Below are 25,154 nucleotides of genomic sequence, written 5' to 3'. Positions count from 1 at the left end.
TAACAACATAAGAAACAAATTCTCTTAAAACCAAATTATTATGAATATGCAGTACATCTTATCCCGCGAATCAGAAGACACGCAACGAATGTATATCTACGAAGAAGAAGGGCGTTGGTATGCCTACGGACGCTCCGCAGAAATCATAAAGCAACTGCAGAAAGGCTATGTGAAAGCCAAGCAATTTGTAAACAATACGTGCGAACGGGTGGAAGTGGACTTCAAGAAAGTGATAGAGAAGTTCAACATCATTCTTTGTTCGGATAGGGAGATTACACTGCAAATGCCTTGACCGGAAAAATAATGTCTTGAAAAAGATAGAAGAAAAATAATATCTTTTCTGAAAAAGATATTGTTTGTTTTGTTTGTATTCCTCACTCCACTTACAGGCCGTCTGCGAAGATAGCGGTAAGTGGGTGGGGATTTATTGTGGGAAGGAACCGTATATGAGCGGGGACGAATGGTTATAAAAGAAAAAAAGGAAGCTTTTCACAAAGCCTCCTTTTTCAGTTTTCAATAGGTATTAGTTTTTTTTTAAGGTAAAAAGATTGTTTTCAGGATAACGTTGCAAAGATAGCCGCTTTTCGAGATACTAACCAAATTAAAAAACATGTCATATAACATCTTTTCTAAAAATCTTTTGATTTTATTATCATTTCAAAGCACTTTTCTACATCTGCAATCGTTTTCAGTGGACAAATATAGGGTTATTTTCCATTAAACACTAAAAATATCCTAAAAAGTTATCTACTTCTTATCATCCGGATAGTTTTCGTCCGTACGCCCGCTGTGTTTCAGTACTTTTGCATCAATAAAGAATACAAGCTCTTCGGCGATATTCGTAATGTGGTCGCCGGAACGCTCCAGTTTGCGGAATACGCTAACCAGATTCAGACAAGAAAGTGCACTATCGGGATGCTTGCCTATATAATCGGCAAGAGCCGCAGTGGCATTCGCATTGATTTCGTCCAACAGGTTATCTTTGGCGAATACGGCTGTCGCCATTTCCTGACTTTCCTCCTGAAGGGCTTTCTTGGCAAGTTCGAGCATGGACAACACTTGGTTTATCATTTCCTCCAAACGCAATTCCTTTACCAGTTCGCCATCCAGCACCGGTTCCTTGCAATTGATGGCAAAGCGGGCTATCCCCTCGGCAAAGTCGCCCAGACGTTCCAAGTTCGTATTGATTTTGAGCATGGCAAGCACAAAACGCAAGTCGATGGCAACAGGATTATAAAGAGCGATGATATCTTCTATGTCACTGTCTATTTTGAGTTCAAAGGCATTAACGCGACGTTCGCGCACCAATACTTGTTGTGCCAATTCGCGGTCTAAGGTCAGTACGGCTTCTCCTGCACGGTCAAGCTGATTATACACTAAGGTCCACATTTCGTCTATTTCCTTTTTCAGCAAGACGAGCTCTGATTCGATAAACTTTACCATAATATTCCTTCTATTTAAAAATTATCAATTACATATCATATAAATTATTCCAACCGGGGAAACTGTTTGTACCAACGTAGGAAACTGCTCGTACCAACGTGCGAAACTGCTCGTACCAACGTAGGAAACTGCTTGTACCAACGTGCGAAACTGCTTGTACCAACGCACGGAACACGCCGCTATCCGAAACGTCCCGTTATGTAGTTCTGTGTCTCCACCTTATCGGGGTTGGTGAAAATCTTTTTAGTATCACCGAACTCCACCATTTCACCCATATAGAAGAAAGCCGTACTATCGCTTACACGGGCTGCCTGCTGCATATTATGGGTAACGATTACAATGGTATATTGCTTCTTCAGTTCGTGAATGAGCTCCTCTACCTTAGCCGTCGAAATGGGGTCGAGGGCGGATGCCGGCTCATCCATCAGCAAGACGGACGGAGACACTGCCATAGCACGTGCTATGCAAAGGCGCTGTTGCTGCCCGCCGGAAAGGGCGTAGGCGGATACTTTGAGCTTGTCTTTCACCTCATCCCAAAGGGCAGCCCCCTTCAGGGTCTCCTCCACCCGCCGGCGGATAAACGCACTGTCGGTAACACCGTTTACACGCAATCCGTAAGCCACGTTCTCAAAGATGCTTTTCGGAAAAGGATTGGGACGCTGAAATACCATACCTACATTTTTGCGGAGTTCGTCCACCTGTACACCTTTCTTATATATATCTTGCCCGTCGATAAGGATTTCCCCCGTCAGGCGAGTGTCGGGTATCAAATCGTTCATACGGTTCAGCAAGCGGAGAAAAGTGGATTTGCCGCAACCGGAAGGACCGATAAAAGCCACAACCGATTTCTCTGCAATATCCATGCTGATACCTTTCAGTGCATGGAAGTTGCCATACCAGAAATTTACATCACGCGTTTCTATTTTATTCATCATGCCATTCATGATTTTATTTATTTAGTTCGTTTTGATTTTCTTCTCGAAGTATTTCCGCAAAGCGTTTGCCAGAAGATTCACCAAGAGAATGATGATTATCAGCACCAAAGCCGTTCCGTAAGCAATGGGCAACTGGGCTTCCATATCCGTACCGCTGGTGGAGATGACATACAGATGATAGGGCAACGCCATACACTGGTCGAATATGCTGCCGGGCAGTTGCGGCAGGAAATAGGCGGCGCAGGTAAAGAGAATAGGCGCAGTCTCTCCTGACACGCGTCCCAAAGCAAGAATCAGGCCGGTGATAATATTGGGCATTCCCATCGGAAGAATTACGTGCCAAATGGTTTGCAGCTTGGTGGCTCCTAAGGCGCGGCTGCCCTCGCGCAAGCTGTCGGGTATCGCTTTCAAAGCCTCTTCGGTGGTGCGAATCACCAAAGGCAGGCTCAACAGTCCCAATGTGAGCGAACCCGCCAGAATGCTGTCGCCAAAATCCATATAGTTGACAAACAACGCCATACCGAAAAGTCCGAATACAATGGAAGGGATGCCGCTCAAATTATTCGTCATGACACGGATGAAACGTACAATCCATCCCTTAGACGCATATTCGTTCATATAGATGCCGCTCATCACCCCCACCGGAAAAGCGAACAACGCACTACCTGCCATCAGGCAAAAAGTACCGACAATGGCAGGCAGGATACCGCCTGAAGTCATACCGTCCGCAGGTGCGCTCGTCAGAAATTCCCAATTGATGACTCCTATACCTTTATATATAATGAAACCGAGAATGGCGAAGAGGATTCCTACCACACTCAGGCTCAGCAAACGGAACAATCCGAATGCAATGTTTTGCGAAAGATGTTTTCTGCTTATCATATCCTTTTTACTTTCTTTTGCCCGAAGATACAGCTTCTACCGTAAAGTTTATCAACAAGCTGATGAAAAATAATACAACTCCCAAGAGGAACAACGCCTCGTAATGCGCTCCGCCCGCCGGCGCTTCACCCAGTTCGGCGGCAATGGTGGCGGGAATCGTGCGCAAAGGTTCCAAAATGGTATGGGGAATTACAGCGGCATTTCCCGTCACCATCAGCACCGCCATGGTTTCACCGACTGCACGGCCGATGCCTAAAACAACTCCGGACGTAATGCCCGATATGGAATAAGGTATCACTACCTTATAAATGGTCTGCCACTGTGAAGCCCCAAGCGCCAGACTCGCCTCGCGCATGGCACGCGGACAGTTGCGCATGGCATCCTCCGTCACCGTAATAATGGTGGGCAACGCCATAATGGCAAGCACAATGCTTCCCGCCAATCCGCTTTCGCCGACAGGCAAGTCGAATACCTTCTGCAAGAAAGGCACTATTACAATCAACCCGAAAAAGCCGTAGACCACGGAAGGAATACCGCTCAACAGTTCTATCACCGGCTTCATCATGTTCCGTATCTTATGGTTCGCCACCTCGGACATATAAACCGCCACCGCCAGTCCGAACGGCAAGGCTATGAGGATTGCGAAAAGACTTACCCACAACGTACCCGTTATCAACGGCAAAAAGCCGAACTGCGGAGCCGGTGTCGCCGTAGGAAACCACTCGGCTCCCGCAAAGACATCCTTCAGCGAAATGGTATTGTCCTGCAGCAAATGAACGGAGTCGGGGCGGACAATGAACTGTTGCGGCACAAAAGCCACGATGCCCGGCGTACGTTCCACCAAATCCGTAATGCAAGCTCCTGCATTCTCATAAGACGCTCCCAACTGTTCTTCCGTATAGTACTGTGTAACATCCTCCAAACGAAAAAGCCGGATAGGGAGATTCTCCCCACCGACTTCCCGCCAGTTTGTTATCTCTTCATCAAACAAATCTTTTATCTGAACCGGAGTAAGTTCATTTACCTTATTGTCTTTATTTAATGCCAATACGTATCCTTCTTCGATTACCCGGCTATTGAACAGCCCCACCGCTTCGGAAAAGAGGAATAAGACGATAAGCACAATCGTAAGACTTGTTACAAAGCCGCTACAAGCCAATATGCCCTCTACTATCTTTTCAAAAACTTTTTTCATATTGCCTATTTTTTTCTGCGTACAAAGAAACGGGGTAGATATTAAGGCAGTGTGACTATCGTTTGAAAAAAATGTTTCAAACATATTACAAACGTGTTACAACGAACAAGAACCCGGTGTATGTAACAATATTGTAATATGCGTTGTTTTAATTTGCAGCAAGATAAAAAAAGCAACAATTATGATGAAGCATTTATTTCCGACTATCCTCGTGCTGGCACTTGCCGCCACCGACGTTCAAGGCCAGCGCATCAAAGGCAGCGACACCGTTCTCCCCATCGCGCAACAAACAGCCGAACGCTTTATGACATTGAATCCCAATGCACGCGTCACCGTCACCGGCGGCGGAACCGGAGTAGGCATTTCCGCCCTGCTGGATAAGACGACTGATATAGCAATGGCTTCCAGAAGCATCAAATTCAGTGAGAAAATGAAAGCGAAAGCCGCCGGTGAGGAACTGGTGGAAGTACCCATAGCCTACGATGCACTGGCGGTTGTAGTACATCCCTCCAACCCGGTAGAACAACTCACCCGCAAGCAGCTGGAAGATATTTTCCGTGGAAAAATCACCAACTGGAAGCAAGTAGGCGGAGACGACCGAAAGATAGTGGTCTACTCGCGCGAAACCTCTTCGGGCACATACGAATTCTTTAAGGAAAGCGTACTGAAAAACAAGAATTATATGAGCAGCAGCCTTTCTATGCCTGCCACCGGAGCCATCATACAGTCTGTCAGCCAAACGCGCGGAGCTATCGGATATGTAGGACTCGCCTACGTATCTCCCCGCATCAAGACCCTTGCTGTATCGTACGATGATAAACACTTTGCCACTCCCACGCTGGAAAACGCCATCAATAAAACCTATCCCATCGTGCGTCCGCTATACTATTATTACAATAAGAAAAACGCCGGTCTCACAGATCCGCTTTTACAGTTCGTATTGTCGCCCACTGGTCAAGAAATTATCAAAAAGAGCGGATACATTCCTGTAAATGAATAATGAAGAATGAAGAACGAAGAATAAGGGGTGAGAAATTCTTCATTCTTCATTATTCATTCTTCATTATTTTGCGCTATCTTTGCGCCACTATACGAATAACAATAGCATTATGGCAGAAATTAAGAGCGAAGAAACAAGCGAAAAGAAGAGCCTGAACTTCATTGAACAAATAGTAGAGAACGATTTGAAAGAAGGTAAAAATGACGGAAAAGTACAGACACGCTTCCCGCCGGAACCTAACGGTTACCTTCACATCGGACATGCCAAGGCCATTTGCCTGGACTTTGGCATCGCTGCCGCGCATGGCGGTATCTGCAACCTGCGTTTCGATGACACCAACCCTACCAAAGAAGATGTGGAGTACGTAGAAGCCATCAAGGAAGATATTCAATGGTTGGGCTACCGGTGGGGTAACGAATACTATGCCTCCGACTATTTCCAACAGTTGTGGGACTTCGCCATCCGCCTCATCAAAGAAGGCAAAGCCTATATCGACGAACAGACATCCGAACAGATTGCCGCTCAAAAGGGTACGCCTACCCAACCCGGTGTGGAAAGCCCATATCGCAACCGCCCCATTGAAGAGACTCTCGACTTGTTCCAAAAAATGAACACCGGAGAGATTGAAGAAGGCGCCATGGTGCTCCGTGCCAAGATTGACATGGCAAGCCCCAATATGCACTTCCGCGACCCTATCATCTATCGTGTAGTGAAACATCCGCACCACCGTACAGGCACTACATGGAAGGCTTACCCGATGTACGACTTCGCTCACGGACAGAGTGACTACTTTGAAGGTGTGACCCACTCTCTGTGCACGCTGGAGTTTGTCCCCCACCGTCCTTTGTACGACCTCTTCGTAGACTGGGTCAAAGAAGGAAAAGATTTGAACGACCACCGTCCTCATCAGTACGAATTCAATAAGCTCAATCTGAGCTATACGCTCATGAGCAAGCGCAACCTGCTGACTTTGGTAAAAGAAGGCCTTGTCAACGGTTGGGATGATCCCCGTATGCCGACTATCTGCGGTTTCCGCCGTCGCGGTTACTCACCGGAGTCCATTCATAAGTTCATTGATAAAATCGGTTACACCACTTATGACGCCCTCAACGAATTTGCGTTGCTGGAAAGCGCCGTACGCGAAGACCTGAACGCCCGTGCCACCCGTATATCCGCCGTACTGAATCCGGTGAAGCTCATCATCACCAACTATCCGGAAGGGCAGGTTGAGGAAATGGAAGCTGTCAACAACCCGGAACGTCCGGAAGAAGGCAGCCACAACATTGAGTTCAGCCGGGAGTTGTGGATAGAACGCGACGACTTCATGGAAGATGCTCCGAAGAAATACTTCCGCATGACACCCGGACAGGAAGTCCGCCTCAAGAGCGCATACATCGTGAAATGTACCGGTTGCAAGAAAAATGATGCCGGAGAAATCACAGAAGTATACTGCGAATATGATCCCGACAGCAAAAGCGGCATGCCCGGAGCAAGCCGTAAAGTAAAAGGCACAATTCACTGGGTGAGCTGCGCACACTGCCTGCAAGCCGAAGTCCGTCTGTACGACCGTTTGTGGAAAGTGGAAAATCCGCGTGACGAGTTGGCCGCTATTCGTGAAGAAAAGAACTGCGACGCACTGACAGCCATGAAGGAGATGATAAATCCGGATTCTCTGAACGTATTGCCATGCTGCTATATCGAAAAATATGCCGCCGGTATGAAGCCCCTCTCCTACTTGCAGTTCCAGCGCATCGGTTACTTCAATGTAGACCGCGACTCTACACCGGAGAAAATGGTATTCAACCGCACGGTAGGTTTGAAAGATACTTGGGGTAAAATCAACAAATAAGTGAATAAGTATAATCAGCTTATACCATCTGTCATTCAGAGCGTAGCGAAGAATCTCTTCTCCGCGTGTACATCAAGAGAGCAGATTCTTCGCTACGCTCTGAATGACAGATACTCTTGATATAAATTAAATTGCAACACTTACTTAAATATATAAGGAGTTAAAAGAATTAATGAGTAAAAAGAACCTGCTGTCCGGAAGAGACAAGGAGCTACAAGAACTTGCAGAACAATATGAGGCTGCGAAAGCTGACAACAAACCTATCTATCTGGACGCAGACGATTTAGCCGACCTCGCTGACTGGTATGCCATGCGTGGAAAAGACGAACAAGCTGTCGAAGTCGTAGAATACGGTCTAAACATACATCCCGACAGTACTCCTCTATTGGTGGAGCAAGCCTATCTCCTCATAGATGCGCAGGAGAGGGATAAAGCCAAGCAGATTATAGACCGAATCTCCGAAGATTATTCTTCGGAAGTAAAGGTGCTCAAAGCAAATATCCTTCTGGGTGAAGGTAAAACAGAGGAAGCCGAACAACTTCTCGACACCATAGAGGATAAAGAGGATTTGGCCAATATTGTAGATGTAGCCTATATGTATATTGATATGGGCTATCCGGACAAAGCGCTGTCATGGCTGGACACCGGATTGGAAAGGTATGCCGAAGAAGAAGCGTTTCTTGCCGCCACAGCCGACTGCTTTCATGCGCAAGGATTGAACGAGAAAGCCGAGACGTTCTATAATAAACTGATAGATAAAAATCCTTATTCAGCCCCTTATTGGTTCGGGTTGGCACGCTGCTATTTCGAGCAACAGCAATTTGATAAGGCTATCGAGGCCTGCGATTATGCAACCGTGGCAGATGAAGAGTTTGCCGATGCCTATATAATGAAAGGTCATGCTTTCTATCAGCTGGGCAACGAAGAGAGTGCGCTGGAAAACTACACTTTAGCCGAGAAATACAAGGCTATCAATCCCGAGTTCCTTCAGATGTTCATCGGGCTGAACGAGATATCCAAAGGACATTGGGCAGAAGGATACCAACATATTGAACTGGCCATACAAAGCAAAGATGCCGATTCTATGGTGCTGCCTTCTCTGTATGCACACGCCGCGTTGTGTCTCTACAAATTAGGAAAGAAGCGCAAAGCCGCTCAGTATTTCAAGAAATCCCACGAAATAGATCCGGAAGATATAGACCCGTATCTGATTGAAGGGCGTATGTATATGGAAGACGGCGATATTGACAAAGCCGTAAAGAAATGGGCCCTGGCTTTGGAGTATGCACCGTATGCCGATACTTGGAATGAGATTGGCATATATAGTTTGGAACTCGGGCAATTGAGTTATGCCCGACTGGCTTTTGAACACGTCAGCGAGTTAGATCCCCTGTTTGAGAACATCAACGAAAAGCTGGCCGCCCTGTATTTACTGCTTAAGGATAAAGAAAATTTCCAGAAATACAACCAACTCTGCAAACGTCCGTTCCAATTGGAAGATTTAAAGGAAATAGAGAAACTGCTGGAAAGTGAAGAACAAAAGGATTTGGCTAAAGCTATGAAGAATATCCTGAATGCACTACAATAAAAATGTAAACAAACCATTAATCACAAGTATAGAATATGGAATCATCAGCAGAGCTCATTAAATGGGTATTAGAGAATCTGAATTATTGGGTAGTCACTATCTTCATGACTATTGAAAGCTCGTTTATCCCATTCCCCTCGGAAGTCATAGTGCCACCGGCTGCATGGAAAGCAATGACCGATGACAGTATGAACATTTTTCTTGTCGTTATTTTCGCAACAATCGGTGCAGACCTCGGCGCACTTATCAATTATTACCTTGCACGCTGGTTAGGACGTCCCATCGTCTATAAATTTGCCAATAGCCGCTTCGGTCATATGTGCCTTATTGATGAAGAGAAAGTACACCACGCCGAAGAGTATTTTAGAAAGCATGGCGCTGCATCCACATTCTTCGGACGTCTCATTCCCGCAGTACGGCAGCTCATCAGTATTCCGGCAGGACTGGCAGGCATGAAGTTAGGACCATTCTTGCTTTATACCACACTGGGCGCCGGGATATGGAATACAATACTGGCTCTGCTGGGTTATTTTATATATCGGTTTACAGACATAAAGACCACCAATGATGTCTATGTATTAGCAACGAAATACAGCCATGAAATCGGTTATGTTATTATAGCGGTGGCAGTATTGATTATAGGTTTCCTCATCTATAAAGGAGTAAAACAGAAAAAGCGGTAAAGTAAGCCCAAAAGGCTTACTTTACCGCTGCAATTGCTTTATCATAATCCGGTTCTTGCGTAATTTCCGGAACAAGTTCTGTATAGGCAATCTTTCCATCCTTGCCGACAACTATCACTGCACGGGCCAACAAACCGCTCAATGGCCCGTCTGCCATACGTACACCATAGTTTTCATCGAAATCCGAGAAACGGAAATCGGACAATGGAATTACATTCTCAATACCTTCCGTCGTACAAAAACGTGCATGCGCAAAAGGCAAATCCTTTGAAATAGCCAATACTACCGTATCCGGCAAACCGGCAGCCAATTTATTGAATTTGCGCACGGAAGTAGCGCATACGCCGGTATCCAAACTTGGGAAAATATTAAGGATTACATTCTTGCCATTCAGCTCTTTCAATGCGAAAGAAGACAAATCAGTTTTTACTAACTCGAAATCCGGAGCAACTGCTCCCACCTTTATAAACTCACCGATCACTTTTACCGGTTGTCCTTTAAATTTTGTTGTAGCCATAGTTTTATCAATTTATATGGTATAGTAACAAACAGACCGCATAAAAAGTTCAATAAAACTTTTCAATCCGCAGATTGTTATCTCCCCAACGAACTTGTAATAATCATTTTTAAATTAAGATTCACATGAAAACAATTTTTGATGAACTGAAGCAGGAGGTAAAGAACTGGTGGATTTCACTTATTCTCGGTATCTTGTATGTTGTAGTGGCTTTAAGTTTAATGTTCTCTCCCTTTAGCGGATATGAGGCATTAAGTATCTTATTCAGTGTTTCTATGCTGGTTAGCGGTCTGTTGGAAATTTCCTTTGCGGTAAGTAACCGCCAAAGAGTATCCAGTTGGGGATGGTATCTCGCAGGAGGCATCATTGATATGATTTTAGGATTCTATCTGATAGCCTATCCGCTATTGAGTATGGAAGTCATCCCGTTTATCATTGCCTTCTGGCTGATGTTTAGGGGATTTTCATCGGCAGGTTACGCCATGGACCTAAAAAGGTATGGAACAAAGGATTGGGGCTGGTATATCGCATTCGGCATTCTTGCCATTATATGCTCGCTTATTATTCTGTGGCAGCCGGCAGTGGGGGCTATCTATGCAGTCTATATGATTTCATTTGCATTCCTCATTATAGGATTCTTCCGCATCATGCTGTCCTTTGAGCTAAGGAACTTGCACAAGCGGGGAATTCAAAACACATAATCCACAACAGATTACACAGATTTATGCAGACCATATATTCAGCACTATCATCAGTAGTCCTTAAATCGGTCTGTAGCAATCTGTGCAATCTGCGGTGGATTACAGTATATTCCGGTCAGGCAACTACCGACTTACCTTTTATGCTGCAAGAAGCGGAACATAGTTGTTCTGGACACTCCCATTTGCCGGGCGAGTTCAGAACAGGATGTTCCTCTTCTCCGCTTCTTCAACAATTCTCTCTTATTCTCGGCAAGTATTCTCATTTTGGGCATATATCCCTTTTTACGCCCCAACCGTTTTCCTTCCTGTTTTCTACGGGCTAATGCCTCCTTAGTCCGCATCGAAATCAAATTACGTTCAATCTCAGCCATCAAACCGAATGCGAATCCCAAGACTTTACTATTGATATCATTCTGAAACACATACCCCTCCTTCGTACTATACAATATCACTTCCTTTTTTATGCACGAATTAAGGATTGTCATAATTTCAAGTAATGTACGGCTCAGCCTTGATATTTCCGTAACAATCAAAGAATCACCGGGGCGCATTTTGTCCAAAAGCCCTGATAATTTACGTTCTTTACTACTTACACTCCCACTAACTGTTTCTGTGTACCACTTGTCAATACTCATACCGTTTCTCTCTGCGAAACGTGTAATTTCCTCTCTCTGGTTTTCCAAAAATTGCTTTTCTGTACTTACTCTTAAATAAGCTACTACTGCCATAAATTTTGTTGTTTTTTTATTGGTTTAACGTCGCCAAAGAACGGTTATTCCAATAAAATTGCCAACGTATCAATACATATCCTTTACAAAAGGATTGTAAAAGGAACAATAACTCTTTAATTATAATAATAGTATTTCTATAAATAAAAAACCGAAATCATTTTCTAAAGAACGATTTCGGCTATCTTTCATAAATACACTATTACATTCAGCCAACTATTCCCTCTTTCATCTTCGACACAATATACCGTACATCATCTTCAGTCACCATCGGTCCACTTGGCAAACATAAGCCTTGCTTGAACAAGCGTTCACTAACACCATTTGTATAGGCAGGATTATCCTTATACACAGGCTGTTTATGCATAGGCTTCCAAAGCGGACGGCTCTCAATACCCGCCATATCAAGCCACACACGCATGGCTTCCACATTGAGATTGGGCTCACAACCCGTATGTGTCGAAGAAGCCTCATGCGTCACACCCGCAGCGCCACCGACAGCACCCTGCACCTTCTCATCATAAGCACGTTCCTCACCTGCCACATGCAGGTCTTCAGCAAGCAAGACCGTATTCAACCAATAATTACTGTCATAATCCGCGGAGGGATTCGTATGCAACGTAATCCCCCGCACATCCTTCAGCAAATCCTGATAAAGCGAGCAAATCATCTTATGATGCTTTATATGGGCATCAGCCACAGTCATCTGGCCACGGCCGATACCCGCACAGATATTACTCATACGATAGTTATAGCCGATACGCTCGTGCTGATAATAGGGATATGCCTCACGTGCCTGCGTGGCATAGAACATGATTTCTTGCTTGGACTCAGCATCAGGACAGATCAATGCGCCCCCACCGGAAGTGGTAATCATCTTGTTACCATTGAAAGACAGTACGCCATATTTACCAAATGTACCGCATATCCGGCCCTTATACCGGCTGCCAAAGCCTTCGGCAGCATCCTCTATAACAGGAATATCATACTTGGCGGCAACAGCCATAATTTCATCCAATCGGGCAGGCATACCGTACAGATAAACCGGAACAATAGCTTTCGGCTTCTTACCTGTCTTGGCAATACGGTCCGCGATGGCCATATCAAGCAAGTGCGGGTCCATATTCCATGTATCCTCCTCAGAATCTACAAATACAGGAGTAGCACCCAGATAAGTCACAGGATGGGATGAAGCGCAGAATGTAAAGCTCTGTACCATCACCTCGTCACCGGCACCTACACCGCATGCTAAAAGTGACAAGTGTACTGCAGCCGTACCGGAGGACAAAGCCACCACGTGCTTATTCCCACCTACAAAAAACTCCAAATCCTGTTCAAAGCCGTTTACGTTCGGACCGAGTGGAACCACCCAGTTCGTATCGAAAGCTTCGCGTATGAAGTCCTGCTCCTTGCCGCTCATGTGAGCCAGGCAAAGATAAATTCGTTTGTTCATAGAATGTGTATGACTATTTTTTTGATTAAAGTGTAAATCAATGATTCATATTGCAATCCCCAATATCTGCAATATAAATCGTACCGTTTTCAATGTAGTAAATGTCAGCGTCTTATATTAAAGCACCGTCACTATTCTACTAAACATTTCTATCAGATTATTACCATCCCATATAAGTGAAAAAGCTGTTGTATCCCCCACCGGAACAATACGATCCAATCCGTACAAATGATTCTGTTTTACAAACCTCAACAACTCCTCACGTTCAAAACCATAATAAGCCAGTGTTTGATATTTACTTGTCACAATCGGTGCTATTTCATTCATATTCTCCATATCATACTCCGAAAAATAACCACCTGCACAACGAAAAGTATCAATATTTTTTGGTAACTCATGAAGTTGTACACGAATAATATAATTATCTGGCATTTTCTCTTTGACTGATGACATACAAGCAGCCTGACGGCAGAATGCCATCAACTTATCTACCGACAATACAGATTGCAGATCGTATTTCTTTATCACCAACCGATGTAAAGCCATCCAAAAACGCTTTTTTGCCTCATTCAAGCAATGCTCTTTTTGCCAAAAGAGTAAATGCGGAGCACTGCATGCATTTTGATCAAAAAGATAAGTATCATTATAAAAATTCTCTGCCAATTTTGATAATTCACTATCTGATGCCTCCATAACTGCTTTCGGTTGAAATATAGCAATAGAATATCGGTCTGCAAAACAAACATCAAATGATCGAGGAGGTATTTCATATTTACGAATAGCTGCGATTGTTGCATCTCCTCCCCATATTACACGCACATTGGCTATAGAAGAAAAAAATGCAGAAGCATCACTTGTTCGATCATATTTTACCAAGGCCAATCTCTTTGCAACTTCTGCGTAAGCCGAATGTTTCGCCAGTTTATGAATATGCTTAATAATCATATCCACTTGGGGGAATTCTTTAGATGATATGCGAACAATATTATTATTACCTGCCAATAAACCCGCTACAAACGTATAGCCAAAATTCACAGGTACATTACCTGGAGCAATATGAAATAAGATGCCACGACCTAAACGTACTTTATCATCAACAAGTTGCATCTTTAGCCTTTGCAGATTAGCCTTACGACAAAAAAAAGCAAAAGTAACAACATCAGGATAAAGACGGCTATCGCAATCCTTTAACAAGGATGATGACAAGGCGTTCAGATATTCTATTACACTATCAGAAAACGGTTCATCAACCTTTTGTTGTGCAAATTCTTCCCAATTTATCTGACTGGGGTATAATAAGATATAATTAGAATTTTGTTGCATACGTATCACTACATCCGCGAATTTCCGCATTTTTAATCCGACCTTCAATTTTAAAATATTTTCCTTTACGACCACAAGGACAATCATCCTCTCCTAAGATGTAACCTTCGTCTTCCGTCAACAACACGTGACCGGGATAACTTTGAGGTAATACCGATACCACTTCAATCAAACCTTTCTCACCAATTTCAGCCAAAGAAAAATCTTCAGGACGACGAATCAGTATGTCGCTGAAGCAGGAAGTATGGAGATGACCGTATTCGCACTCCATATAAATGGTTCCCGTCTGCTCCACCATACCATAATAATCGTGAACATTCTCTGGTAAAATACCACATACGCTATTTAATGCTTGTTTATAAGCATCAGGAGATACTTTTTCTGTAACCAACTTCTTCCACCCGCCGCCATGAATCAATACCCCTTTACTCAAATCAGGCCTATATCCACTTTCTAAAAGTTTCTTGTAAAAATGCTGCCAAATCATGAAAGTAAAACCAAACATAAATATAGTTTCTCCATGATGAACTTCAAGGAAACTTTTCAGACCTTCAATATCCAGTCCCATTTCTTCATTCAATGCGTAACAACGCTTGCTACCAAACATGGAGAATCCAAGAATACCTGCGCCACGAGCTGAAAACATATTGCGATTCTTCACTACTGCACTTGAGTCAAGTATCAGCATCGGTATGCGCTTTGTACCCAAAAAGGAAGATACAATTTTTGTCAGACATTTTGTTTGAATAGAAGAAGTTTCCCTATCAAGAAATATACGTGAAACTTGCTGTCCTGTAGTACCCGAAGAAGTCATAGTCTTTACTACATCCGACTTTTCACAACTGCGCATTTCAAACTCTTTGAATATACGAACCGGCAAAAAAGGAAGTTCCTCATAAGAAGGCAGATGATTCATATCCACCCCATAGGCCTCTACTATTCGCCTATACACCTCACACTTATCATAATGTAAATGTGTAAGTTCATGCAAACGACTATTTAGTAGCAGTTTCTTCTCTTCCTTTAAAACCGAATATGGTTCAATCATCAATATTTCGTTTATATCCATCAATTTATTAATTTTTGAAGTTCGGAGTAAAGTAATTTACCTGTAGGGCTCTTGGGAATAGCATTAATCACTTTTACAGTAAAAGCACGTATATTCAATCCTGTCTTTTCCGACAAAAAGTTTTTAATCTCCGTATCAAGGCCGGGCTCTGTCACAAATACGGTTATCAAATCATCTACTCCAACGCAAGCACAGTTTACAGTTATTGTCTTTACTAATTGCTCTATAGCATCAAGATTACATCGATTACCCCATATCTTCACAAACCGCTTCATGCGACCTGTGATATAGTAATAACCATCCACATCTCTATGACCTATGTCACCGGTATGCAATACACCATTGTTTTCATCCCCTTTAGACAAATCAGCAATACATTCAGCATAACCCATAGAAACATTGGAACCTTTATAAATCAATTCACCATCCACGTCAGGTTCTGTAATATCACCTCCATCACCATCAATCAACGAGAAACTACCTCCGGGAATAGCGATACCAATACTATCATATTTTTCAATAGCACGTTCTTGAGGTAAATAACTCATGCGAGCAGTTGCTTCCGTCTGTCCATACATCACAAAAAAACGCCTACCGGTCTCCTCAGCATTACGAATATATTCTTCAGCAATCTTTGCGTTCAGTTTGCCCCCAGCCTGAGTCATGGTTTTCAGAGAAGGCAAGTCCATACGGAAAATACGCAAACGACGCAACATTTCATAAGTATATGGTACCCCAGCTATTGAAGTAGCTTCCATTTCTTTGGCAAATGTCCAAAATTCTTTTTGAATCACAGTTTTATCAGTAAGCAGAATAGTAGCACCTTTTACCAAATGGCTATTAATTACACTCAAACCATAGCTATAGTACATGGGAAGGGAAGTTATAGGGCGTTCTTCGGAAGTAATATCGAGGTATTGAACAATAGAATCTGCATTGCTCTGCAAATTTTGCAAAGTAAGCTTCACTAACTTTGGGGAGCCCGTGCTCCCAGATGTTGTAAGAAGCAAGGCTATAGCAGGATGAATTTCATACTGTATAGTTTTTCGTTCTATCAATAAGTACCCATCTTGTTTTATCAAAGTTTTCCCCTCAAATTCAGAATCTCGATTTTCAGGAATCCATAAATACTGCGGCTGATATATATCAATAAGCCCATTGATTATTTCAATATCCTTTTCTCCATCAAGCATCACTGCCGGAACATGGTTCTGAATAAAGGAAAGATATCCAACTAAAGAACCAACTGTATTATTACATAGACAGAAAGCCAATCGACCTTGTTTTAACAGAACTGATAAGTTCTGCTGCATAGCATTCAACTCACCATAAGAATATCGCTCCCCCCTATCTGAAATGACAGCAGTAGAATCCTTATAGGCACATAAATTAAACAACATAATTACAAAAAACTTTTTTTATTTGATCAGCTATCTGTTCAGGAGTTAAACCATGTTGTCTGAGCAGATAATTATAATCTCCCACAGACGAAAAACAATCTTTTACTCCTAAACGAAGTAGATTGGGATGGTGTTGCTGATTAGCCAATATTTCAGAGATAGCGGTCCCAAGACCGCCATTTACATTATGTTCTTCAACAGATACCAATAATTTGCTATCTAATGTCCTCAGTACTCCGCCCTCATCTATAGGTTTCAAACAATGAATATCAAGTACTCTGCAACTAATACCCTGCGTAACTAATAATTCTGCAGCCTTTACACTATTATAAACCATACTTCCCGTAGCAAAAATAGTTACGTCATTTCCTGTATTTACAACCTCGGTCATGTGAAAAGGATCATATTCATAATCCTCTTTATACACAATGGGCATCATCAAGCCACCTGTCAATCGAATATAAGTAGGCTGATTCATTTCTATAGCTATTTCAAAGGCCTTCACAGCTGCACCTGCATCAGCTGGTGATAGCACCATCATGCCTGGTATAGAACGCATTAACGCCATATCTTCTATGGCATAGTGAGTATTACCAAAAAAAGTGAGTGCAAAACCTGAATTGATGCCAACTAATACCACACTATTATTCATATAGCCCAAATATTGTCTCACTTGTTCAAAAGCTCGCATAGTAATAAAAGCCGCTTGTGCCACAGCTACAACTTTATAACCTTCCGAAGCCAATCCGGCAGCAATGCCCACTAAATTCTGCTCTGCAATACCTACATTGTAAAAATCATTAGGAAACATTTTTTTAAACCGATCTAATCCTGCTGTCACCGACATGTCTGATGATAAGCACTTTAGCCGATAGTCTTCTCGCAAAGCCGGAGCAGCCACACCAAAGATTGCACCACTCTGTCCCAAACGAAAGAAAGAACGTGAATTATATTTTATAGCACTCATGTACTAAATTTTATTAAGTTCTGTAATAGCCCTATCAAACAGTTCTTTATTGACCACTCCATGATGCCAAGCGGCTTGATTCTCCATAAAAGTCACACCTTTACCTTTTATTGTATTGGCTATAATAGCTTTAGGTTTTCCCATATTAGCTGCAGCAAACGCTTCTGTTAATTGATCTATCGAATGTCCATCCACCTCATAGGTTGCAAAGCCAAAAGCATGGAACTTACTAGCCAAAGAACCTGTATCCATCACTTCATTTGTGAAACCATCTGATTGCAACCGGTTGCAGTCTACAATAACAGTCACATTGTCTAACTGATAATTAGCCATTGACATGACAGCCTCCCACAACAATCCCTCATTGCACTCTCCATCACCTACAATCACATAAATATGATTATTCAATTCTTTCGATTTACAAGCCAATGCCACACCGACAGCAAAAGAAATGCCTAATGAAAGGCTACCACCCGAAAATTCAATACCTTCATTGATATTACGTGAAGCATGGGCAAAATAATGTGTTCCATTAGTTTCAAATGTATCAGTTTGTTTGCAGGAAAGAAATCCATACCGTTCAAGAGTACAATATAATGCCAAAGCTCCATGCCCTTTGCTTAAAATAACCCGATTACGGTTATCACTAATAGTTACAGTATCTTTCTTTAAAAAATAGAGGGTGCTGAGAATTTCTACTAAAGATAAACAGCCACCTGTATGTGCACCATTTTTTCCAGCTTTAAAAGCTAATTCAATGATACGACGACGAATTGCAACAGCATTTGCAGCTACAATTGTAGTATCTATCTTATTGCAAACATCCATCTACTCTTAGAACCTGGCCTGTTATATATGAAGATAAGTCTGAAGCTAAAAACAGAGCAGCATTAGCGATATCCAGCGGCTCTCCCAAACGTTTCATATCAGTATTCCGTACAGTTTCCTGAATAACTTCATCTGTCATACTACTTAACATATCAGTTTGAGTGATACCCGGAGCAATCACATTAGCACGAATACCTTTATTACCTAATTCTTCTGATAAAGCTTGTGTAGCACAAATCACGGCTGCTTTACTTGCACCATAAACCGAACGACCTGAATTACCATCCTGCCCAGCACTTGAAGCAATATTTACGATGGAACCATGACCATGACGAAGCATCAATTTTACTATGTATTGTGTAAATAAAAAAGGAGCCACAAAATTTACTTCCAACGTATGATGTATCTGGTCAATAGTAGACATTTGAAACAAAGCATTATAAGTGATACCTGCATTATTTACCAATATATCAATAGGTTGTTTAAAAGACATAATTTGCTTTACAGCCAATTTCATAGCCTCTCCATCAGTCAATTCAAAATATATAGGAATGATATTTACCTGATGCTTCTCTGACAAATCTTTTACATTGTGTTCAAACTGTTCGGTTTGTTTACGAGCGCATACCCAAAGATTAGCACCATGCTCAGCAAATACCTCCATCATTTTATGTCCCATACCACGGGCACAGCCTGTGATTATGGCATTTTTACCTAATAACAGTTTCTCCATTATCTTATTCCTCCATCAATTCTAATCACTTGTCCGGTTATGTAAGCAGATAAATCAGACATCAAAAAGGCTATTGTGTTCGCTACTTCCAAAGGCTGACCTAAGCGCTTTATATCCATTTTTGCTACTTTTTCAGCAATCATTTCGGCAGGTACCACTTTATTCATATCCGTATCAATCACTCCGGGGGCTATTGCATTTACACGAATACCTTTAGAAGCCAGCTCTTTCGAGAGGGTACGAGTTGCACCGATCAAAGCTGCTTTACTGGAACTATATGCTAACTGTCCAATATTACCATCAAGTGCAGATATAGAGCTAACAAAAACAATGCTTCCATGTCCGTTCCGCAACATTAATTTTGAAATAAACTGAGTCAGATACATCTGAGAAAAGAAATTCACATCAAACACAAATTTCAGCGTATCCATTGAAACCATACTAAACAATGCATCTTTGGCGACACCAGCTATATTTATCAAGCCATCCACAGGCTGTTTTTCCGACTGTATTTTCTTTACTCCTATCCTTATTTCATCTTGTTGAAGAAGATTAAAATAGACCGGCTTTATCCAGATATTATATTGCTTGGCTAATTCGGTACAATATGCTTCAAAAGCATCATCTTGATGCAATGCACAAGCCCATATATTTGCTCCTTTCGACGCCAAACATTCCAAAGTGGCTTTACCGATGCCCTGCAAGGCACCGGTAAGAACTAAGTTTTTCCCTTTTAGCATAATTTAATCAGAATTCTACTTCATAATTTTTTGTCAGAATTTCCTTGCCTTTTTCAAAAGAGGAGAAGTCTATGATATCATCCGTTTCCATCATAATGTCAAAAGCATCCTCAAGATTAGCTATTAAAGTCATGTGACCTACAGAATCCCATAATTCTACACCTTGATACTTTAAGCCGTCCAGCTTATCTTCCGTAATTTGCAAAGTTTCACAGAAAACCTGTACATACTTTTCTAAATTTGTCATAATTGTACGAAATTTAAATTGATAAATTATTAATATTCTATGATTTAAACATTTTTACTACGTTTGCAGGATTCCCTACATACGTATATCCATCTTTTGTTCTTCTAAGAATCGTACTGTTGGCACCGATTACCGTATCATTTCCAATCTTAATTCGTTGCAGAACCACTGAAGCAACACCCAAGAAGTTACGACTGCCAATATTTACCTCTCCTGAAATTCTAACCGCAGGCATCACCGAATTAAAGTCTCCAAATGAAGTATCATGACCAATCGTTACAAACCCATTGAAAGTATTGAAATTACCAATCTTCACATTACAAGAAAACAAACATCCTGTACAAATGAGGTTTCCTCTACCAAAAAAGACATTGTTTTTATCCATAAAAATGGTATCAGGAGCGAAAATATTAGGGAAATCAATGTTGGGATTTTCTATTCTATTTACTATTTTTTCTATGACCTTCGGAGAACCAATTGCAATAATAATAGCCAATGGAGAATTCCAAGTATTTAACATATCCATTCCTCCTATCACCTTACCATATTCGTTAACCGCTCCTATCTCTTTCCCATCGTCAAAGAAACCAATCAAGTTCCATTGCGGCTCCACCTCATTAATTCGATTTAATAAGCAAGCCACTTCACGCCCAAAACCGCCTGCACCGTAAATTGCTATATCTTTCATTTATACTCAATATTTAATTATTTCCATTAAAGGCTTCCATTGTTACCGAAGTATCCGAACTGATACCCTCCCTTACAAATACCTTCTTTATCGTTAAAAGGATGATTTTCAAATCAAGTAGGAATGAGCAATGGTCAACATACCAAACATCCAATTCAAACTTTTTTGTCCAACTAATAGCATTACGCCCGTTCACCTGTGCCCAGCCTGTAATACCCGGACGAACTTCATGCCTACGCGCTTGTTCTTTATCATACAAAGGAAGATATTGGGGAAGCAAAGGGCGAGGGCCTATTAAAGCCATATCGCCTTTCAGTACATTTATTAATTGCGGTAATTCATCCATAGAAGTAGAACGGAGGAACTTACCTACATTTGTCAAACGTTTCTCGTCCGGTAATAAATCACCGTTCACATCACATTCATCAGTCATCGTTTTAAACTTGATAACTTTAAATATCTTACCTTTTTTCCCCGGACGTTGCTGCATAAAGAAAACTCCTGCTCCCTTATTAGCAAAATACAACCAAATGATTAAAAGTAACAGTATCGGCCAAATGATTGCCAACACACAGAATACAATTAGGAAATCCAATATGCGTTTCAGAAAATGAGAATACATAACTACTCAAAATGTTTCATTATTATCCGGTAACTATTTTGTACCGTATAGTTAGCACACAAATAAGAATAACCTTTCTTACCCATAATTTTCATCAAATTCTTATCCGATGCCAATTTATCAACCATCCTCCTAAATTCATTCAAGTTTCCGCTTTCAGTACACATCCCATAACCGTTGACTTCTGCTATGCGTCCAATATCCGTATTCAAATCTGTTGCAAACAATACCGGCATCTTGTGTTCAAGGTAAGAAAGCAAACGGGAAGGATAATTAGGAATTGTAAAACGTCTGTCTAAAAATATCAAACCCACATCGCACACTTTCACTAAGTCGTCATATTTCTTTTTGGGAAGAGAAGATATCAAACAAGAATTGCGAGGAGAATTGATTTCAAAAAACTGTTTTATCCGGTCATACTCAGTACCATTACCCACTATGACAAAATAAGTATCAGTCCTTGTCTCATTAGCGGCAATTACATCCATCAGAAAACCGATTCCTTGCGGACGCCCTAAATTACCACCATAGATAAACAAAAGTTTATCCGAGGGAATATTTAATTTATCAAGCAATGCTTTTCTATTTATCCGACACTCATTATCACCTTTCAATTCTATACTATTAGGACAAATTTCCACCTTGTCCGCATTTACCGAAGGATTGTGCTTCAATACATAATCCACATTTGCAGGAGACATACAACCTATGTAATCTGACAACTGATATAATTGTTCCTCTTTTCTACGAAACAGTTTGTAAAACAAGCTTTTCTTAGAAAACATACCCAAGTCAACTGCATTCTGAGGAAATATATCTTTCAATAGCAGATAGGTTTTCGCTCCACACCGTGTTTTCAAAGAAGTTATTACTTTATTGAAAGTAATCGGAGGAGTGGAATATAATATCAAATCAAATTTTACATCTTTCCAATATTTGTGTATCGCCCGTTGATATTGATACTCCAACAACAATGTTCCGACACCTTTCTCTATCAGATTTGTCTTTTGAATATTCAGAGTTTTAACTTTCAATATCTCAGCACCACAGTTTTTTTCCAATGCAGTCGGTTGATGAAGGCGTCTTTCGGCAGGGACTGCAATATACAAAGAATGTCCGTTACGAATAAATTCGCGCATCAAGTCTGTGTAAATGCCCCGTTCTGAAATATCAGAAATATAGCCCAATGTCAAAAATAAAATATTCATCCTAATCGAATCAATATTTTCTCCAAATCATCTTATTCACCACCCCTGTATAACTCTGTATCAGTTTCACCACCTTAGTTGATACATTCTCATCACAGTAAGTCGGAACCGGAATACCATAATCTCCGCCGGCATTCATTTCAACGGCAGTATCCACAGCCTGTAACAGCGATCTCTCATCAATACCCGCCAAAACAAAGACACCCTTATCCAAAGCCTCGGGACGCTCTGTACTAGTACGGATACATACCGCCGGGAAAGAATGCCCCACAGAAGTAAAGAAAGAGCTTTCCTCAGGAAGGGTACCGCTATCACTCACCACAGCATACGCGTTCATCTGCAAACAGTTATAATCATGGAAACCCAGAGGTTCGTGCTGCACCACACGGCTGTCAAGTTCAAAGCCGCTTGCATCCAGCCGCTTCCGGCTGCGGGGATGACAACTGTAGAGAACAGGCATGTCATACTTCCCTGCCATGGCGTTAACGGCATTAAACAACGAAAGAAAATTCTTTTCCGTATCAATATTCTCCTCCCTATGGGCAGACAGGAGAATATACCTGCCTTTTTGAAGTCCCAGCCGATGATGGATATCCGAAGATTCGATTGCCGCCAAGTTTTCATGTAGCACCTCAGCCATCGGAGAACCTGTTACATAAGTGCGTTCCTTTGCCACCCCCGAAGCGTTCAGGTATCTCCTTGCATGTTCAGAATAACAGAGGTTCACATCAGAAATTATATCCACAATACGACGGTTCGTTTCTTCCGGCAGGCATTCATCGAAGCATCGGTTGCCTGCCTCCATATGAAAAATCGGAATATGAAGCCGCTTGGCCCCTATTACACTGAGACAGGAATTGGTATCGCCCAACACCAGCACAGCATCCGGCTGCGTATGTACCATCAGCTTATAACCCGCATTGATGATATTGCCCATCGTAGCCCCCAAGTCATCGCCCACAGCATCCATGTACACATCAGGCTCCTGTAACTGAAGGTCACGGAAGAAAATGCCGTTCAAATTATAGTCATAGTTCTGACCCGTATGGGCCAAAAGACAGTCAAAATACTTCCGGCATTTATTGATGACCGCAGCCAGACGGATGATCTCGGGACGGGTACCCACAATAATCAAAAGTTTCAGGCGTCCGTTTTCCCGAAACTTGATATTAGAATAATCTGTTTTCACTTCCATTGTTTAAACTTTTTCAAAATACGTATCGGGCTTACGGGAATCAAAACATTCATTGCACCACATGACGGTCACCAAATTCTCCCTCTCGCTCAGGTTGATGATGTTATGCGTATAGCCTGGAATCATCTCCACGGCTTCCATCCTGTCACCGCTGACCTCAAACTCTATGATTTCTTCACTGCCTATCTTACGGAGTTGAATCAGACCGTGACCACTTACCACTACAAATTTCTCGTTCTTCGTATGATGCCAGTGCTGACCTTTGGTGACACCGGGCTTGGAGATATTCACAGAGAACTGCCCCCTGTCAGACGTGCGGATGATTTCGGTAAAACTCCCGCGTTCGTCCACATTCATCTTCAAGGGATAGATAAACTTCTCTTTCGGCAGATATGACAGATAAGTGGAATAAAGTTTTTTTGTAAATGCATCCCCCAAATCAGGTACGCTCAAATCGGTGTGCATATCCTTAAAACCGGTTATAAGCTCCACAATGCCGCCAAGAGTGATGGTATGCATTACCGGCACTTCGCAATAATCTCCTGTACGGTGTTCCTCCCCGTTCAATGCCGCAACCAGTTCATCAACCACATCATCCACATACACCAGATTCATTACCACATCAGGGTCGTTCACCTGAATGGGCAAATCACGGGCTATGTTATAACAGAAGGTAGCCACGGCACTGTTATAGTTGGGACGACACCACTTACCGAATACATTCGGAAAACGGTATACTAAAACTTTTGCCCCGGTCTCCCGGCCGTAATCAAACAGCAGCTGTTCCCCGGCACGTTTGGACTCGCCATACGGATTGTCCAAAGCCGCCTGTACAGAGGAAGAAATCATGACCGGACAAGTATTGTTATGTTTCTTCAATGCACTCAGCAATGTGGAAGCGAAACCAAAGTTACCTTCCATAAATTCCGTACGGTCTTTAGGACGGTTCACACCTGCCAGATTAAAGACAAAATCAGCCTGCCTGCAATAAGAATCAAGGTCGGAAAGGTCGCTATCAAGGTCATACTCAAAAACGGTCAGAGATTTCCCGGATAGCGCATGTTCCTTTGCCTTCCCACTACCGATATTATGCAGTTGGGATACAAGATTTCGGCCGACAAACCCTTTGGCGCCGGTTACTAGAATATTCATAATAAAAA

Annotated in this window: 26 protein-coding genes; 6 read left to right on the top strand and 20 right to left on the bottom strand. The window is 42.2% G+C overall.

All coding sequences use genetic code 11. The annotated features are described in order from the left end of the window. The first annotated feature begins 40 nt into the window (after window positions 1-40). A complete protein-coding gene (locus DW121_RS11870) occupies window positions 41-292 on the top strand; it encodes a hypothetical protein (RefSeq protein ID WP_117713022.1) in 252 nt (83 codons plus the stop codon). A gap of 455 nt (window positions 293-747) precedes the next feature. On the opposite strand, the gene phoU is transcribed toward DW121_RS11870, so the two are convergent. The 4 genes from phoU to pstC form a co-directional block, all read right to left on the bottom strand. After that, window positions 748-1,443, bottom strand: a complete 696-nt coding sequence (gene phoU / locus DW121_RS11865) for a phosphate signaling complex protein PhoU (RefSeq protein ID WP_118323878.1) — start codon at window positions 1,441-1,443, stop codon at window positions 748-750. A gap of 179 nt (window positions 1,444-1,622) precedes the next feature. Continuing rightward, entirely contained in the window at window positions 1,623-2,378 is a 756-nt protein-coding gene (pstB, locus tag DW121_RS11860) for a phosphate ABC transporter ATP-binding protein PstB (protein WP_410492041.1), read from the bottom strand. A 21-nt stretch (window positions 2,379-2,399) separates the two neighbouring features. After that, window positions 2,400-3,260 (bottom strand): phosphate ABC transporter permease PstA, encoded by an 861-nt coding sequence (gene pstA / locus DW121_RS11855; protein WP_117713024.1) that lies wholly within the window; start codon window positions 3,258-3,260, stop codon window positions 2,400-2,402. Between the two features lie 7 nt (window positions 3,261-3,267). Further along, window positions 3,268-4,455: a phosphate ABC transporter permease subunit PstC gene (pstC, locus tag DW121_RS11850; RefSeq protein ID WP_117713025.1), complete on the bottom strand. Its 1,188-nt coding sequence runs from the start codon at window positions 4,453-4,455 to the stop codon at window positions 3,268-3,270. Between the two features lie 181 nt (window positions 4,456-4,636). Between pstC and DW121_RS11845 the strand changes: the two genes are divergently transcribed. From DW121_RS11845 to DW121_RS11830, 4 genes are all read left to right on the top strand, one after another. Next, window positions 4,637-5,455, top strand: coding sequence for a PstS family phosphate ABC transporter substrate-binding protein (locus DW121_RS11845; protein WP_187120032.1), 819 nt, complete (start codon window positions 4,637-4,639; stop codon window positions 5,453-5,455). A 109-nt stretch (window positions 5,456-5,564) separates the two neighbouring features. Beyond that, complete coding sequence (locus DW121_RS11840; protein WP_118323877.1) at window positions 5,565-7,304, top strand: glutamine--tRNA ligase/YqeY domain fusion protein; 1,740 nt, start codon at window positions 5,565-5,567, stop codon at window positions 7,302-7,304. 172 nt (window positions 7,305-7,476) lie between these two features. Further along, on the top strand, window positions 7,477-8,892 hold the full coding sequence (locus DW121_RS11835; protein WP_118323876.1) for a tetratricopeptide repeat protein: 1,416 nt from the start codon (window positions 7,477-7,479) through the stop codon (window positions 8,890-8,892). Window positions 8,893-8,927: 35 nt separating this feature from the next. After that, window positions 8,928-9,575 carry a DedA family protein gene (locus DW121_RS11830; RefSeq protein WP_117713028.1) on the top strand — a complete coding sequence of 216 codons (648 nt, stop codon included), beginning with the start codon at window positions 8,928-8,930 and terminating at the stop codon, window positions 9,573-9,575. 16 nt (window positions 9,576-9,591) lie between these two features. On the opposite strand, the gene tpx is transcribed toward DW121_RS11830, so the two are convergent. Next, window positions 9,592-10,092: a thiol peroxidase gene (tpx, locus tag DW121_RS11825; protein WP_117713029.1), complete on the bottom strand. Its 501-nt coding sequence runs from the start codon at window positions 10,090-10,092 to the stop codon at window positions 9,592-9,594. Between the two features lie 125 nt (window positions 10,093-10,217). Here tpx and DW121_RS11820 point away from each other — a divergent pair, with 125 nt between their 5' ends. After that, a complete protein-coding gene (locus DW121_RS11820; protein ID WP_117713030.1) occupies window positions 10,218-10,793 on the top strand; it encodes an HdeD family acid-resistance protein in 576 nt (191 codons plus the stop codon). Between the two features lie 131 nt (window positions 10,794-10,924). On the opposite strand, the gene DW121_RS11815 is transcribed toward DW121_RS11820, so the two are convergent. The 15 genes from DW121_RS11815 to DW121_RS11745 form a co-directional block, all read right to left on the bottom strand. After that, entirely contained in the window at window positions 10,925-11,521 is a 597-nt protein-coding gene (locus tag DW121_RS11815) for a master DNA invertase Mpi family serine-type recombinase (RefSeq protein WP_117713031.1), read from the bottom strand. 208 nt (window positions 11,522-11,729) lie between these two features. Next, window positions 11,730-12,974, bottom strand: a complete 1,245-nt coding sequence (locus tag DW121_RS11810) for a DegT/DnrJ/EryC1/StrS family aminotransferase (RefSeq protein WP_118323875.1) — start codon at window positions 12,972-12,974, stop codon at window positions 11,730-11,732. 117 nt (window positions 12,975-13,091) lie between these two features. Beyond that, window positions 13,092-14,297, bottom strand: a complete 1,206-nt coding sequence (locus tag DW121_RS11805) for an acyl-CoA reductase (protein ID WP_118323874.1) — start codon at window positions 14,295-14,297, stop codon at window positions 13,092-13,094. Further along, window positions 14,281-15,366 (bottom strand): acyl-protein synthetase, encoded by a 1,086-nt coding sequence (locus DW121_RS11800; RefSeq protein ID WP_118323873.1) that lies wholly within the window; start codon window positions 15,364-15,366, stop codon window positions 14,281-14,283. The genes DW121_RS11805 and DW121_RS11800 overlap by 17 nt, the downstream gene beginning before the upstream one ends. Beyond that, the gene (locus DW121_RS11795; protein WP_199677369.1) at window positions 15,366-16,766 is read right to left on the bottom strand and encodes an AMP-binding protein; all 1,401 of its coding nucleotides are present in this window, start codon (window positions 16,764-16,766) and stop codon (window positions 15,366-15,368) included. Before DW121_RS11795 ends, DW121_RS11800 begins: the two co-directional genes overlap by 1 nt. Beyond that, the gene (locus DW121_RS11790) at window positions 16,756-17,733 is read right to left on the bottom strand and encodes a transketolase family protein (RefSeq protein ID WP_118323872.1); all 978 of its coding nucleotides are present in this window, start codon (window positions 17,731-17,733) and stop codon (window positions 16,756-16,758) included. Before DW121_RS11790 ends, DW121_RS11795 begins: the two co-directional genes overlap by 11 nt. Before the next feature lie 3 nt (window positions 17,734-17,736). Continuing rightward, a complete protein-coding gene (locus DW121_RS11785) occupies window positions 17,737-18,561 on the bottom strand; it encodes a transketolase (RefSeq protein WP_118323871.1) in 825 nt (274 codons plus the stop codon). Further along, on the bottom strand, window positions 18,545-19,294 hold the full coding sequence (locus DW121_RS11780; protein ID WP_118323870.1) for an SDR family NAD(P)-dependent oxidoreductase: 750 nt from the start codon (window positions 19,292-19,294) through the stop codon (window positions 18,545-18,547). Before DW121_RS11780 ends, DW121_RS11785 begins: the two co-directional genes overlap by 17 nt. Next, the gene (locus DW121_RS11775; RefSeq protein WP_199677367.1) at window positions 19,294-20,034 is read right to left on the bottom strand and encodes an SDR family NAD(P)-dependent oxidoreductase; all 741 of its coding nucleotides are present in this window, start codon (window positions 20,032-20,034) and stop codon (window positions 19,294-19,296) included. The genes DW121_RS11780 and DW121_RS11775 overlap by 1 nt, the downstream gene beginning before the upstream one ends. 7 nt (window positions 20,035-20,041) lie before the next feature. Then, window positions 20,042-20,281, bottom strand: coding sequence for an acyl carrier protein (locus DW121_RS11770; RefSeq protein WP_118323868.1), 240 nt, complete (start codon window positions 20,279-20,281; stop codon window positions 20,042-20,044). Window positions 20,282-20,318: 37 nt separating this feature from the next. Beyond that, window positions 20,319-20,969: a NeuD/PglB/VioB family sugar acetyltransferase gene (locus DW121_RS11765; RefSeq protein ID WP_118323867.1), complete on the bottom strand. Its 651-nt coding sequence runs from the start codon at window positions 20,967-20,969 to the stop codon at window positions 20,319-20,321. 13 nt (window positions 20,970-20,982) lie between these two features. Further along, complete coding sequence (locus DW121_RS11760; RefSeq protein WP_118323866.1) at window positions 20,983-21,591, bottom strand: sugar transferase; 609 nt, start codon at window positions 21,589-21,591, stop codon at window positions 20,983-20,985. A 2-nt stretch (window positions 21,592-21,593) separates the two neighbouring features. Beyond that, on the bottom strand, window positions 21,594-22,799 hold the full coding sequence (locus DW121_RS11755; protein WP_117713179.1) for a glycosyltransferase family 4 protein: 1,206 nt from the start codon (window positions 22,797-22,799) through the stop codon (window positions 21,594-21,596). Between the two features lie 10 nt (window positions 22,800-22,809). After that, the gene (gene wecB / locus DW121_RS11750; RefSeq protein WP_117713180.1) at window positions 22,810-23,994 is read right to left on the bottom strand and encodes a non-hydrolyzing UDP-N-acetylglucosamine 2-epimerase; all 1,185 of its coding nucleotides are present in this window, start codon (window positions 23,992-23,994) and stop codon (window positions 22,810-22,812) included. Window positions 23,995-23,997: 3 nt separating this feature from the next. Then, complete coding sequence (locus DW121_RS11745; RefSeq protein WP_118323865.1) at window positions 23,998-25,146, bottom strand: capsular polysaccharide biosynthesis protein CapF; 1,149 nt, start codon at window positions 25,144-25,146, stop codon at window positions 23,998-24,000. Between the last annotated feature and the right edge of the window lie 8 nt (window positions 25,147-25,154).

It is taken from the genome of Bacteroides sp. AM10-21B (genome assembly GCF_003472565.1).
Classification (GTDB): domain Bacteria; phylum Bacteroidota; class Bacteroidia; order Bacteroidales; family Bacteroidaceae; genus Bacteroides; species Bacteroides propionicigenes.
This window is presented reverse-complemented; position numbering and strand designations above follow the sequence as displayed.